Origin of the sequence: Gordonia polyisoprenivorans NBRC 16320 = JCM 10675, assembly GCF_000241325.1 — a bacterium.
GTDB classification, from domain to species: domain Bacteria; phylum Actinomycetota; class Actinomycetes; order Mycobacteriales; family Mycobacteriaceae; genus Gordonia; species Gordonia polyisoprenivorans.
Map to the genome: position 1 here is coordinate 106,578 of NZ_BAEI01000006.1, position 12,584 is coordinate 119,161.

Consider the following 12,584-nt stretch of genomic DNA (forward strand, 5'->3'; position numbering starts at 1 on the left):
GCGCGGGGGTGCGCGTTCCGGCAGTGGAACCCGACCTCGCCGAGCACGGGGGAAGTGGGAAGTCAGATCAGCGTCGACCAGTAATCCCAGAAGTGCACACCGATCGCGACGATGATGATCGCGTACCACAGCGGCAACAGGACCCACAGCCAGCCGCGAAGGTCGCGGGCGCGTGGTGAGTCACCGAAAAGTCTTCCGGCGCTGAGGATCAGCAGGATCGGCGTCAGCGTCCACACCACCATGCAGTAAGGGCACAACGCGTTGATCCGGTAGATGCTCTGGAAGGCGAGCCAGTTGACGAAGACGAAACCCAGGGCGAGCCCGAGTGTTTGACCCGCCCAATACCACCGCGGCAGCCAGACGCGGGCGATGGTGAGCACGCCGGTCACGATGATCACCGAGAAGGCGGCGATACCGATCAGCGGATTGGGAAACCCGAAGACACGAGCCTGCTCGGTCACCATCACCGAGCCACAGGACAGCACCGGATTGATGCTGCAACTCGGCACGTACTCCGGGTTGATGAGCAGTTCGATGCGCTCGATCGTCAGCGTCGCCGCCGAGATGAATCCGAGGACACCGAGAATCAGGATCACGATGCCGGTCGCGGTGGACACGTCGGGGCGCTGAAGCCACCACGGCCGGTCATCGGTGATCACGTCGTCGGTGATCACGTCGGCGGCGATCAGCTCGTCGTCGGGCGGTTCGACCGCCGGTGCCTCAGGGTCCGGGGTGGTGCCGGAAGGAGAGGTGGTGCTGCTCATTGCTGGTCGCTTCGTCTCGGGGTGGATTTACTGTGCGGTGCCGGCGGCCTGATTGATCTGGGCGAGGAAGGCATCGGGCCCCAGCTGGATGTTGAAATCCTGACCGTTGATCTTCACCGTCGGTGTTCCTTGGACCTGGGAGGCCGTGGTCTCCTGACCGACCCAGTTCTTGAACTGGCCGTCGGAGATGCACTCCTTGACGTTGGGTGCGCCCGCCTGGTTGGCGAAATCAGCGAGCTGATCGTCGGTCAGACCGGACCCGTTCTCCTCGGGCTGATTCGCGTACAGGATGTTGTGGAACTTGAGCCAGATGGCGAAGTTGTCGGCGCCCTTGGTCGCCTCGGCCACACACGCCGACGCATTGGCCGCGCGGGTGGAGTAATTGGTACTCGACATACGGTCCAGGATGGCCACCGGCTGATAATCGATGGCGACCTTGGGATTGCTGCGCACCTGCGTCAGCGCGTCGCTGTAGACCTGCTCGAACTGCTTGCAGACCGGGCACTGGAAGTCCTCGTAGATCTGCACGGTCACCGGCGGGGTGGTGCCCTTGGGTGCGGCGGTGACGCGGAACGAGCTGTTGGTCGCGACCGACGGCGCGGTCGCGTCACCCGTGGAGGACTTGTTGGTGAGGATCACCGCGACGGCGACGATGACGGCGATGACGACGATCGCAACACCCGCCCCGATCTTCATGAAGAGCGAACGGCGCCGTTCGGCGGCTCGCGGATCGACGATCGGCTTCCGGCGTTTGTCTGCCACTTTTTGTCTCCCTGGTCCACGGGTTCTCCGGCGTCGGTGTCGGGCTCCGGTCGGTCTGCGCAGGACCGGAGGACCGCCATGCCGGTGTTCAGGGTACTGGCAGGAATCTGAGGAGCATCTGAGCGGTAGGGGCCGGTGGGACGTTGGTCCCGGGTGGTTCTCGTCACGTGACGCCGATGCGGGCCTCGGCGGCGTGGTCGGTTCGCCTACGCCGCGTCGTAGACTGACGACGATGCCGTCTCGCAGCGGCGTTGCTAGGAGACCTTGTTGTGACCGCCCCTGACGATGCCCACGCCGATCCCGGCGTGCCGCCGACCTCGACCGACGCTGCCGCGACCGTCGACACGGCGCCTGTCGGAACCCCGCCCGGCGGGACCGCTGTTCCCACCGACAATCCGGCGGCCGCCGGTGCTGTGTCTGTGGGGACGGCACGACGATCGAACGTCGCCGCGGTGCGCTGGGTGGGCGCGGTACTCGCCGCCGGATTGCTGGTCGTGGTCCTCTACGCGCTGGTGTCGGGTCCGACCCGCCACATCGAGCGCGGCGACCCGTACCCGGGTCTGACCACCGCGGTACTCGATGTGGCCGGATACTTCGTCGGCGCCACCCTTGCCGCGCTGTGTTTGGGAGCATTGGCGTTCGTGGTCGCCGGGTCGCGACCGGATTCCGACGGCATCATCGACGCCACCGTCTATCGCGCGCACCTTTTCGTCTCGCGCGCAACGCCGGTGTGGGCGGTGGTGGCCTGGCTGATGGTCGGCGTCGCCGCATCCGACGGGTACGGTCTCCCGCTCGGCAAGCTCGTGTCGTCGGGAACCCTGTTCGAGGCGATCGGCATCAGCGAGGAGGCGGTGGCCTGGCTGGTGGTCGCGATCTTCGCCACCGTCGTTGCGATCGCCGTCCGATTCTTCCTGTCCTGGATTGCGCACGCGGTTCTGCTGATCCCCACCGGAATCGCCGTCGCCGCGTTGCCGATGGCCGGCAACGGTGCGCAGGGACCCAACCACGATTACGGCACCAGCCTGGTGATCGTCCTGGTGCTGGCCATGGCCGTCTCCATCGGATACCGCGTCGCGTACGTGGCCGCCCCGACCGTGACGCCCGAGGCCGACCGCGTGATCCTCGAACGCCGGCACACCTGGATCGTCGGCGTCGCCGATGTGCTGGCGCTGATCTCCGGGGTGATCCTGATCGCGTTCCTGGTGCCGGTGCGCTACCTGTTCACCACGACCTTCGGGGTGACCTCGGTGGTGATGGTGGTGGGGTTGATCGCGGCCACCGCGTCGAGCGTCGTCGCGCTGCGGTCGGCGCCGGGCGCGACACGGCTGTGGCGGATCGAGATGGCGGCCGTCGCGGTGATGGCGGCGGTGTACGTGTGCTGGGCGATCATGGACACCCGGGTGGCGCCCGGACTGCTCGCGCACCCGTTCACCGCGTGGGATGTGTTCCTCGGCTACGAGTTGCCGGGACCGCCGACCGCGTGGCGGCTGGCCACCTTCTGGCGATTCGACTTCCTCGTCGGCACCGCGGCCATTGCCGCGGCCGTGCTGTACGGGATCGGGGTGTTGCGGCTGCGTCGCCGGGGTGACGAGTGGCCGTGGGGTCGCACCCTCTCGTGGATGCTGGGCTGTCTGGTCCTCGTCGTCGTGACCGGGTCGGGGGTGCGTGCCTACGGTTCGGCGATGTTCAGCGTGCACATGGCAGAACACATGGCGCTCAACATGTTCGCGCCGGTGCTGCTGGTGCTCGGTGCGCCGGCGACCCTGGCCCTGCGCGCTCTGCCGACGGCCGGTTCGCGCCCACCCGGGCCGCGCGAATGGCTGCTCTGGGTGCTGCACTCCAAGGTGACCAGGGTGCTGTCGAATCCGGCGGTCGCGTTGCTGTTGTTCGTGTTGTCGCTGTACGTGGTGTACTTCACCGCCATCTTCGGCACGTTTGTCCGCTACCACTGGGGTCACGTGCTGCTGACGATCCACTTCATCATCGTCGGCTACCTCTTCTACTGGGTGATCATCGGTATCGACCCCGGACCCCGGCGCATCCCGTACCTGGCGCGCATCGGATTGCTGTTCGCGGTCATGCCTTTTCACGCGTTCTTCGGTATCGCGCTGATGACGATGTCGTCGGTGACCGGTGGCGAGTTCTACAGTCAGCTCGGTCTGCCCTGGGTCACCGATCTGCTGCACGACCAGTGGCTCGGCGGGGCGATCGCGTGGGGCGCCAGCGAGGTCCCGGTGGTGCTCGTCGTCATCGCGATCGTGACGCAGTGGGCCAAGTCGGATCGACGGGAGGCACGCCGGGCCGATCGGCATGCCGAAACCTACGAGGACTCCGAGCTCGACGATTACAACAAGATGCTCGAGGAGCTGGCCCGGACACGTCGCTGAGGCGGAGCCGGTGATGTCGCTGAGGCGGAGCCGGTGATGTGGCTGAGGCGGAGCCGGTGACGTCGCTGAGGCGGAGCCGGTGATGTGGCTGAGGCGGAGCCGGTGAGTGTGCCGGGCCGGAGCCTGACTTGACCGTGACGGGACAATGGATTCATGCGGTGCGAGGTCGCGCGGGAGGCGCTGTCGGCGCGTGTCGACGGAGAACGGGAGACCGTTCCGTCGGCGCGTGTGGACGAACACGTGGCCGGATGCGCCGACTGCGCGCAGTGGTATCAGGCGTTGCAGCGTTTCACGATTCCCGAGATCGGTGAGCCGCTGCGGGTGGTGCGTGGTGACGAGGGCCCCGATCTCGTCGAGATGATGATCGCGGCGCGCGCAGACACCGCTGCGCCGCCGGCGCGGGGGAGCGAGAGTTCTTCGCGCACATGGTGGTTGATGGCCGGTGGTGCGGCCTTCGCGTCCGGTGCGCTGGCCGTGTCGATGGTGGTGACCCATGGGTCGGTGGTGACGATCTGCTTGTTCGTCGCCGCGATGCTGGTGACCGTCGGGTTGACGGTGCGCGCCCGGCGGTGACGTGGGCTGGTCCCCATCGGCGCGCCGTGTTCTTCCCGAAGAAATCCGTTCTTCCGCGGGAAATTTCCCGGGGAAGAACGAAACGCTGACGGAAGAACAGCGGGTGCCCGCCCGTCAGCGTCCGTGGGAGCTGAAGCCGCTCAGCGTCGGGATTCGCCGAAGTGTTGCAGCCGCAGGCTGTTGGTGACGACGAACAGCGACGACAGCGCCATCGCGGCACCGGCGATCAGCGGGTTGAGGACGCCGAGCGCCGCGATGGGGATCGCGGCGACGTTGTAGCCGAACGCCCACACCAGGTTGGTGCGGATGGTGCGTTGGGTGGCCCCGGCGAGGCTGAGCGCGGCCGGTACGGCCCGGAGGTCGTCACGGACCAGGATGACGTCGGCGGCGCCGATGGCGACGTCGGTGCCGCGGCCGATCGCGAGCCCGAGGTCGGCGGTCGCGAGTGCCGGGCCGTCGTTGATGCCGTCGCCGACCATCGCGACCGAATGCCCCTCGTCCTGCAGCGCGCGCAGGGTCTCGACCTTCTCATCGGGCAGTACCTCGGCGATGACGTCGTCGACGCCCACCGCCTCGGCGACGGCACGGGCGGCGCCCTCGTTGTCACCGGTCAGCAGGATCGTGCGCAGGCCGGCGGCCTTGAGCGCGGCGATCGCGGTGGCCGCCGACGTCTTGATGGTGTCGCCGACAGCGATGGCCGCGGCGGGCACATCGTCGACGACGACGTAGACCACGGTCTTGCCCTGTGCTTCGGCGTCGCGTCGGGCGCGGGCCAGCTCGGCGGGCACCACCAGCGCATGCGAGGCCCATCGGGGCGAGCCGACGCGGATCCGGTGGCCGTCGACGATGCCGCTGACGCCACGTCCGGGTTCGGTGGTGAAGTCGGTGACCTCGGCGCGGTGTTCTTCGGTCACCGCGGCGGCGATCGCGGCGCCGACGGCGTGTTCGGAGGCCGCCTCGACCGCCGCGGCTCGTGCGAGGACCTCCTCGGCGTCGAATCCCGGTGCAGGATGGATCGATTCGACCGACAGTGTGCCCTCGGTGACGGTGCCGGTCTTGTCGAAGACGACGGTGTCGATCAGACGTGAGGTGTCGAGGGTCTGGTGGCCTTTGAGGAAGATGCCGAGCTGCGCACCGCGTCCGGTGGCCACCATCACCGCGATCGGTGTGGCCAATCCCAGTGCGCACGGGCAGGCGATGATCAGCACGGCCAGGGCCGCCGACACCGCGCGGTCGGCGGGCTGACCGAGACCGAGCCAGACGGCCAGGGTCACCAGGGACAGGGCCACGACGATTGGGACGAACACCCCGGCGATCCGGTCGGCGAGGCGTTGGGCCCGGGCCTTGCCGGACTGGGCCTCCTCGACCAGCCGCATCATCCCGGCGAAGGCGGTGTCGGCGCCCACTGCGGCGGCCTCGACGATGAGCCGACCGTTGAGGACGGTGGTGCCGCCGATGACGGCCTCGCCGGGGGTGACCTCGACCGGCCGGGATTCGCCGGTCATCGCGCTCATGTCGATGGCCGCGCTGCCCTCGATCACCAGGCCGTCGGTGCCGACGGTCTCGCCGGGCCGCACGACGAAGCGTTGCTCTTCGGAGAGTTCTTCGGCGGGGATGCGCATCTCGCGGCCGTCGGACAGGAGTACCGCGACGTCCTTCGCGCCGATCGCCGCGAGCGCCCGCAGTGCGCCACCGGCTCGTGAGCGGGCGCGCGCCTCGAAGTACCGGCCGGCCAGGACGAGGACGGTCACACCGGTGGCGACCTCGAGGTAGATCGAGTCGCTGCTCCAGATGGCATCCCACACACCGTGGGTGGTGGCGTTGGGGTCGGTGGTGAACATGGAGTACAACGACCAGCCGGTCGCGGCCAGCACGCCGAGGGTGACCAGCGTTTCCATGGTCGCCGCCCCGGTGCGCAGATTCTTCGCCGCGATCCGGTAGAAGGGCCAGGCACACCAGGTGACGATCGGTGCGGCCATCGCGATGAGCAGCCACTGCCAGCCGGTGAACCGCGTCGAGGGCACCACTGCGAACACGATGGACAGGTCGGCGAGCGGCACGAACAGCACCACCGCGACGGCCAGTCGCCGGAACAGGCGTTTCGCGTCGGCGGCGTCGGTGTCGGGAATCGTGGTGGGCACCTGCGGGCGGGGGGTCGCGCCGTAGCCGGCCTTGTCGACGACGGCGCAGAGGTCCTCGGTGCTCACCTGTGCCGGCGCCTCGATGGTCGCCACCCGCGTCGCGTAGTTGACCGACGCCTTCACGCCGTCGACCTTGTTGAGTTTGCGCTCCACGCGAGCCGCGCATGCCCCGCAGGTCATGCCGGTGACGTCGAGCTGACGCCGCTGGTCGATCGCCGGGTCGTCGGCCCCAGTGGCACCGGGGTTCGCAGCGGCACCGGAGTTCGCATCGTGGTGGGGATTCACGTCGTGCAGGGTGGTCACATCATCCTCGATCTCTCGCCTCCGGCGTCCCGGGTCACCTCGCCCTCTCGGGACCGTCGGAGCCTCACGCACACTCGTCCTCAGGATAGGTCGGTGACGTACGCCGTCTGGTTCCCGACGAGTCGAGTGGTCTGCGTCACATGGCGAGGTGAGGGTGCGCCGTCAGGACTCAGACCGATCGACGGTGCGGTGTCGACGCGGCGATCAGGTATTCGCGAGCCCGGGCGACGCGGGAGCGGATGGTGCCGATCGGGGTGCCGGTGACCTCGGCGGCTTCTTGATAGGACAGGCCGAGGATCTGGGTGAGGACGAGCGCTTCACGACGTTCGGCGGGCAGATCCTCGAGGAGGAGGTTCACCTCCACCATGTCCTCCCAGCGGGGACGGGAGGTGCGGGCCTCGGCGGCCGAGACCCAGTCGACGCCTGGACTGACCCGCGGGCGCGACCGGTCGTGCCGGACCTCGTCGGCGCAGACCCGTCGCGCGATCGACAACAGCCACGTCTTGGCGCTGGCCTCGGCCCGGAAGCGGGAGATGCTCTTCATCGCCCGCAGATAGGTCTCCTGGGTGAGGTCGTCGGCGGTGCTCGCGTGCCCGAGGTGCGCGATGAACCGCCAGACGTCCTTCTGCGTGGCGCGGATGAATGCCGTCAGCGCCGCCCGGTCGCCGGTTGCCGCGCGCAACGCGGCACGCGTCAACTCGTCGTCGGGGCAGACATCCATGGCGCACACCCTATCGGGTCGGCGAACCGTGTCCGGCGTCCCACCCGTGCACCGGTCATCGGTGCGCCGCCCACCGGTGGCCGCCGCCCGGCATGCCCGCTGCGGGATGTCTCACCCCGGAACACCCCAGTGGTGCAGCACCCCGGTGTAGCGCTTGGGTGGTGGCGAGGCGAATTCTCCGGACGCGGTACCGGTCCGCAGCCCCATCGCCGCCATCGCCGAGAGCATGCCGACCCCCGCGGCGACCCCGTCGACGACGGGCGCACCGATCTGCGAGGACATCCGCGCCGCCAGATCGGCCATGCCGGCACAGCCCAGGACGAGGGCGTCGGAGCCGTCGTCGGCGAGTGCCTGCGCGCAGGCCTTGGCGAGGATGGCCTCGGTGTCGGGGTTGGATTCGAGGTCGAGCACCGGGATCTCGCATGCGTGGATACCGAGACAGCGATCGCTGAAACCGTAGTGCGAGACCAGGTCTCGTGCCCTGCCAATGGTGCGCGACAAGGTGGTGACGATGGAGAACCCGCGGCCGAGCGGGGCCGCGAGATGTACTGCGGCCTCGGCGATTCCGAGTACCGGTGCGACGGCGACCTCGCGGGCCGCATCGAGTCCCGGGTCGCCGAAGCAGGCCAGCAGGTAACCGTCGGCGTCGGGGTGGGCGGCGATCGCATCGAGGACGCCGGGCACCGCGAGCGCCTCGTCGTAATGACTTTCGATGGATTCGGGGCCGGTTGCGGAGGTGACCGCGACGATCTCGGCGTCGGCCCGTGCGACGGAGCGGGCGGCGGCCGAGATCACCGCGGTCATCTCTGCGGTGGTGTTGGGATTGATGACGACGAGCCTCATGGCAGCGAGTTCACCATGTCGATCGGTCCCGCTGCCACCGGCGTCGTCATGCTGTCGTCACCGACGCGGTGCCCCCGTCGTCCTCGCCGTCGCCGACCGAGACGGTGGTCGGCTGGTCGTCGAGACTCATCGTGCCGTCGGCTGCCACCGAGATGTCACTGGTCGAGTGCGCGGTGACGCCGCCCGGAGCCGCCGCGCGCCCGTACACGAATTCGTTGGGCGCCAACCGCATTCCGAGGTAGTAGATGACCAGCCCGGCGCCCGCGCCCATGAACCAGGTGAAGCTGGCCTCGTAGGCGGTGCCCCAGATGACGAAGGAGATCGGCAGGATCGAGGCGAGGATCACCGAGATCACCGCCACCGGATTCCAGCCGTTGCGGTAGAAGTAGGCGCCTTCGGGCTTGCGGGTGAACAGGTCGTCGACCACGATCTGTTGCTTTCTGACGAGATAGAAGTCGGCGATCAGGATGCCGAACAGCGGTCCGATCACCGCGCCGAGCGTATCCATCGTGTAGTGGATCGCGCTGGCGTTGTTGAACAGATTCCACGGGGTGATGAGCACCGAACCGACCGCGGCGATCATTCCGCCCATCCGCCAGGTGATCTTGGTCGGTGCGACGTTGGAGAAGTCGAAGGCGGGGGAGACGAAGTTCGCGACGATGTTGATGCCGATGGTGGCGATGGCGAAGGTCAGCACGCCCAACACGGCGGCGGTGGTGTTGTCGATCTGGTCGACGATGTGGACCGGGTCGGTGACGATCTTGCCGTCGCTGTCCCGGCCGATCACGGTGGCGCCGGCCGAGACCGTGCAGACCACGAGGAGGGAGAAGAACAAGAAGTTGACCGGCAGACCCCAGAAGTTGCCCTTCTTGACCTCACCGAAGGTCTTGCCGTAGCGGGAGAAATCGCCGAAGTTGAGCATCGGGCCCGAGAAGTACGACACCACAAGGGCGAACGCACTGATCATCGCCGTCACCGACGCCCAGCCGGTGGTTCCCGACCCTTCCGACAGATCGAAGTGGACATTGCTCCATCCGGCCTTGACGATGAGGTACGCCGCCAGCGCGATCATGACGACATACACTGCGGGACCACAGAAGTCGATGAACTTGCGGATGGTGTCCATGCCGTTCCAGAAGACGATCGCCTGCAGCACCCACATCAGGACGAAGCCGGCCCAGCCCAACGGCGACAGACCCAGGAACGAGTGTGTTCCGGTGTCGCCGTACTGCTCCAGGGACGGCCAGAACTTCAACGCCAGCAGGCCGAAGGCGACTGAGGCGAGATAGGTCTGGATGCCGTACCAGACCACCGCGATGACACCGCGGATGATCGCCGGGATGTTGGCGCCCTTGACGCCGAAGCAGATTCGCGTCGTCACCGGATAGGGCACGCCTGCTTTCTGCGAGGGCTTGGCGACGAGATTGCACAGCAGATTGACCGCCACGATGCCGACGAGCAGTGCCACGAGGACCTGCCAGGCGGCGATGCCGAGCGCGAAGAGGCTACCCGCGAACACGTATCCGCCGACGCTGTGCACATCGGACATCCAGAACGCGAAGATGTTGTACCAGGTCCACTTCTGCTCTTTGAGCGGAGCGAGGTCCTCGTTGGTCAGAGATGGGTCATAGCCGGGCTTGATGACACTGTCGCCCGCGGCGCTGTGATGCGTCTGCGCCGCAGCGGAGTCGGTGGTTGCGGACATGGGATTGGCTCCTCACACGAATGGTTGAGGAACAACCTACGAACGCATTGTTACCCGACGATTACTCGACGGATATATTCTCCCCGGCCGTCAGGTGGTTCGGCGGCGGCGCTCCTCGGCATTCGGTGGCGCCAGCGACACCTCGGGTTCGATGCCGCGGAATTGTTCGAGACCCTCGATTCGGGGACCGTCCTTGGTGGCGTGCTCCCAGAGCTGATTCTGCAGCGCCGTGGCCTTCGCCGCGACCGCGCGTGCGGCTTTCTGTGTGGCCTCGGTGACCGAGGCGGCCAGCTCGTCTGGGGTGACGGTGTGCAGATCGTCGAGGTCGATGTGGGTGTCGATGACCACGCCGCGGGCATTGACCCAGATACGGACGTGCTCGTCGGACGACCACGCGTCGGCGGTGAGCGCGCGCAGGCGCTCGGTGATCGCGGCGGTCTCGTTGCGGAATCGATGCACGCTGCCGGCGATCTCGTCGATGATCGATTCGAAGTCGAGAGGCGAACCCATGGCCGCCATTGTGCCCGGTGCGCCCGAACCGGGCGACCTGCCGCCGCCACGTCGGTGTGTTAGCTTCGATAACCAGTTGTGAGACGTGAATTCGACTGTGGGGGAAGAATGTCCGATTTCTGGATGCGGCCGGAGTTCGCCGGCGCCGCCGATCGGTTCGCCGAGGCCGCGAGCAGTGTGTCCGAACAGTCCGCCAAGCTCGACGAGGGCGGCGCCCCCTGGGGTGAGGACAAACTGGGCAGTGCCTTCTCGTCGAAGTTCGTACCCGACCTGCATCAAGTACTGACCAACCTGTCGAACATGGCGACCAAGCTGAACAACGAGGGCGAGGCGGTGACGCGGGTCGCCGAGTCGGTCACGCGGGCTGATCAGGGTTTTGGTGGGTGATCGCGCGCGCCGTGGGGCGCGGCGGTGACCATCGGGTTGCCGGGCTGGCTGACGTGGCTCGGCGACAAGATGGGCGAGAAGTTCCCCGACGGTGACGAGGACGCGCTGCGCCGGCTCGCGCAGCAGTTCCGTGAGGTGGCCGACGGCCTGGAGTCGGAGTCGCTCTCGTCGACGCGCACGGCGATCTCGACGGCGCTCGACAACATCGAAGGTCGTACACGTGAGGCGATGGAGACCGAATACTCGTCGCTCACCTCGGGGGACGCGTCGATCCAGACGCTGGTCTCGCAGGTGCGGTCGTTGGCCGACGGCTTGGAGAACATGGGCACCGAGGTCCAGTTCACCAAGGAGATGTACATCGCGAACCTGATCGTGCTGGCGGCCACGATCGTCACGTTGATGGCAACCGCATGGCTCAACTGGTCGGCGCCGGCCGAGGTGGCGGTGGCCATCACCGCCACGCGCGCGGTGATCACGCGACTGGTGCTCGAGACGCTCGGGCGCATCGTCAGTGAGCAGGTGGCGCGCGTGATCGCCGACATGGCGTTCAACATGGTGGTCGGCGCGGCCCTGAACACAGCGATCTCGTCCGGCATGGATCTGGCCGTCCAGGGAATCCAGAACCTGCAGGGCACACGGCACGGGATCGATTGGGGCCGTGTGGGTGCCGACGCCGAATCCGCGGCGATCACCGGTGTGCTCGCCGGCGGTGTGGGGGCAGGTCTGGGACGGATCGCCCCGAACGTCGATGGGGTGATCCGCAACTATGCGCAGGGTGTGGTGGCCAACACCGCCGGAATGGTTGGGGCGCAGGAGATCACGACCGGACATGTCGACCTCGGGTCGGCGGTACAGGCCGGGATGGTCTTCGGTGGTGTCGACGCGCTCGGCCGATCACTTCATGCCAACACGCCCGACACCGTCGGTGAGCAGCCGAATTCAGGTCTCGCAGAAGGCGAGTTGTCGCCCGATCTGATGGCTGAACTCCACCGGGGCGGGGCTTCGGTGGACACCGCAGGCGACACCGCTGGGGCACACCCGGAGTCGGGTACGACGGCGACTGGTCCAGAGAATCACGAGGCCGGTGACAGCACTGCTCCCGGTGTGCAGGAGTCAACGGGGGAACCGATTCGGGCGGGCGCGCCATGGAGTCCGCCCCTCACCCGTTATCCGATGCCGGCGCGGGTGATCGGGGCGCCACGTCCGGTGCATCGGCGGCGGGCCCGGCAGTGGCGTCGACGGCGTCGTCGGCATCCGGAAGTGGTACGGCGACGGCGGGTGACGCCCGGTCGGCGGGGGTGGCATCGAGAACGGATGCTTCGCCGCGTCCGAGTGCTTCGTTGACGTCGGGCGCGGACGGCGCCCGGTCGGGCGGGGGCGCGGGCACCCCGGTGGCCCGCATCGCCGATTCTCCGGTCACGCCCGTGACCCGATCGGAACCGGCTGTCGGAGCGGTGCCACCGGAGGGGGAGCGGGGCACGCCAGTCA

11 protein-coding genes are annotated in these 12,584 nt (G+C 67.7%); 4 read left to right on the forward strand and 7 right to left on the reverse strand.

All coding sequences use genetic code 11. The features are described from left to right. Positions 1–62: 62 nt before the first annotated feature. Both GOPIP_RS02215 and GOPIP_RS02220 read right to left on the reverse strand, forming a co-directional pair. Positions 63–764 (reverse strand): vitamin K epoxide reductase family protein, encoded by a 702-nt coding sequence (locus GOPIP_RS02215; RefSeq protein ID WP_006367883.1) that lies wholly within the window; start codon positions 762–764, stop codon positions 63–65. A 27-nt stretch (positions 765–791) separates the two neighbouring features. Then, positions 792–1,526: a DsbA family protein gene (locus GOPIP_RS02220; protein WP_006367884.1), complete on the reverse strand. Its 735-nt coding sequence runs from the start codon at positions 1,524–1,526 to the stop codon at positions 792–794. Between the two features lie 269 nt (positions 1,527–1,795). Here GOPIP_RS02220 and GOPIP_RS02225 point away from each other — a divergent pair, with 269 nt between their 5' ends. After that, positions 1,796–3,913, forward strand: coding sequence for a cytochrome c oxidase assembly protein (locus tag GOPIP_RS02225; protein WP_006367885.1), 2,118 nt, complete (start codon positions 1,796–1,798; stop codon positions 3,911–3,913). Between the two features lie 153 nt (positions 3,914–4,066). After that, the gene (locus GOPIP_RS29840; RefSeq protein ID WP_006367886.1) at positions 4,067–4,486 is read left to right on the forward strand and encodes a zf-HC2 domain-containing protein; all 420 of its coding nucleotides are present in this window, start codon (positions 4,067–4,069) and stop codon (positions 4,484–4,486) included. 140 nt (positions 4,487–4,626) lie between these two features. Here GOPIP_RS29840 and GOPIP_RS02235 read toward each other — a convergent pair whose 3' ends face one another. The 5 genes from GOPIP_RS02235 to GOPIP_RS02255 all read right to left on the reverse strand — a co-directional run bounded on the left by GOPIP_RS02235 (position 4,627) and on the right by GOPIP_RS02255 (position 10,709). Then, complete coding sequence (locus tag GOPIP_RS02235) at positions 4,627–6,930, reverse strand: heavy metal translocating P-type ATPase (protein WP_006367887.1); 2,304 nt, start codon at positions 6,928–6,930, stop codon at positions 4,627–4,629. Positions 6,931–7,099: 169 nt separating this feature from the next. Then, complete coding sequence (locus tag GOPIP_RS02240; RefSeq protein ID WP_006367888.1) at positions 7,100–7,651, reverse strand: sigma-70 family RNA polymerase sigma factor; 552 nt, start codon at positions 7,649–7,651, stop codon at positions 7,100–7,102. A 111-nt stretch (positions 7,652–7,762) separates the two neighbouring features. After that, positions 7,763–8,494, reverse strand: a complete 732-nt coding sequence (locus GOPIP_RS02245; protein ID WP_006367889.1) for an aspartate/glutamate racemase family protein — start codon at positions 8,492–8,494, stop codon at positions 7,763–7,765. 46 nt (positions 8,495–8,540) lie between these two features. Continuing rightward, positions 8,541–10,199, reverse strand: a complete 1,659-nt coding sequence (locus tag GOPIP_RS02250) for an NCS1 family nucleobase:cation symporter-1 (protein WP_006367890.1) — start codon at positions 10,197–10,199, stop codon at positions 8,541–8,543. A 90-nt stretch (positions 10,200–10,289) separates the two neighbouring features. Continuing rightward, entirely contained in the window at positions 10,290–10,709 is a 420-nt protein-coding gene (locus GOPIP_RS02255; RefSeq protein ID WP_006367891.1) for a YbaB/EbfC family nucleoid-associated protein, read from the reverse strand. A 108-nt stretch (positions 10,710–10,817) separates the two neighbouring features. Between GOPIP_RS02255 and GOPIP_RS02260 the strand changes: the two genes are divergently transcribed. Together GOPIP_RS02260 and GOPIP_RS29325 are read left to right on the forward strand one after the other, a co-directional pair. After that, positions 10,818–11,096, forward strand: a complete 279-nt coding sequence (locus GOPIP_RS02260) for a hypothetical protein (protein WP_006367892.1) — start codon at positions 10,818–10,820, stop codon at positions 11,094–11,096. A 24-nt stretch (positions 11,097–11,120) separates the two neighbouring features. Continuing rightward, entirely contained in the window at positions 11,121–12,440 is a 1,320-nt protein-coding gene (locus GOPIP_RS29325) for a WXG100-like domain-containing protein (protein WP_006367893.1), read from the forward strand. Positions 12,441–12,584: the final 144 nt, after the last annotated feature.

Excerpts from the sequence above, each read along its gene's own strand:
- GOPIP_RS02215 (WP_006367883.1), bottom strand. The coding sequence starts at position 764 with ATGAGCAGCACCACCTCTCCTTCCGGCACCACCCCGGACCCTGAGGCA.
- GOPIP_RS02255 (WP_006367891.1), bottom strand. The coding sequence starts at position 10,709 with ATGGGTTCGCCTCTCGACTTCGAATCGATCATCGACGAGATCGCCGGC.
- GOPIP_RS02245 (WP_006367889.1), bottom strand. The coding sequence starts at position 8,494 with ATGAGGCTCGTCGTCATCAATCCCAACACCACCGCAGAGATGACCGCG.
- GOPIP_RS02260 (WP_006367892.1), top strand. The coding sequence starts at position 10,818 with ATGTCCGATTTCTGGATGCGGCCGGAGTTCGCCGGCGCCGCCGATCGG.
- GOPIP_RS02250 (WP_006367890.1), bottom strand. The coding sequence starts at position 10,199 with ATGTCCGCAACCACCGACTCCGCTGCGGCGCAGACGCATCACAGCGCC.
- GOPIP_RS29840 (WP_006367886.1), top strand. The coding sequence starts at position 4,067 with ATGCGGTGCGAGGTCGCGCGGGAGGCGCTGTCGGCGCGTGTCGACGGA.
- GOPIP_RS02240 (WP_006367888.1), bottom strand. The coding sequence starts at position 7,651 with ATGGATGTCTGCCCCGACGACGAGTTGACGCGTGCCGCGTTGCGCGCG.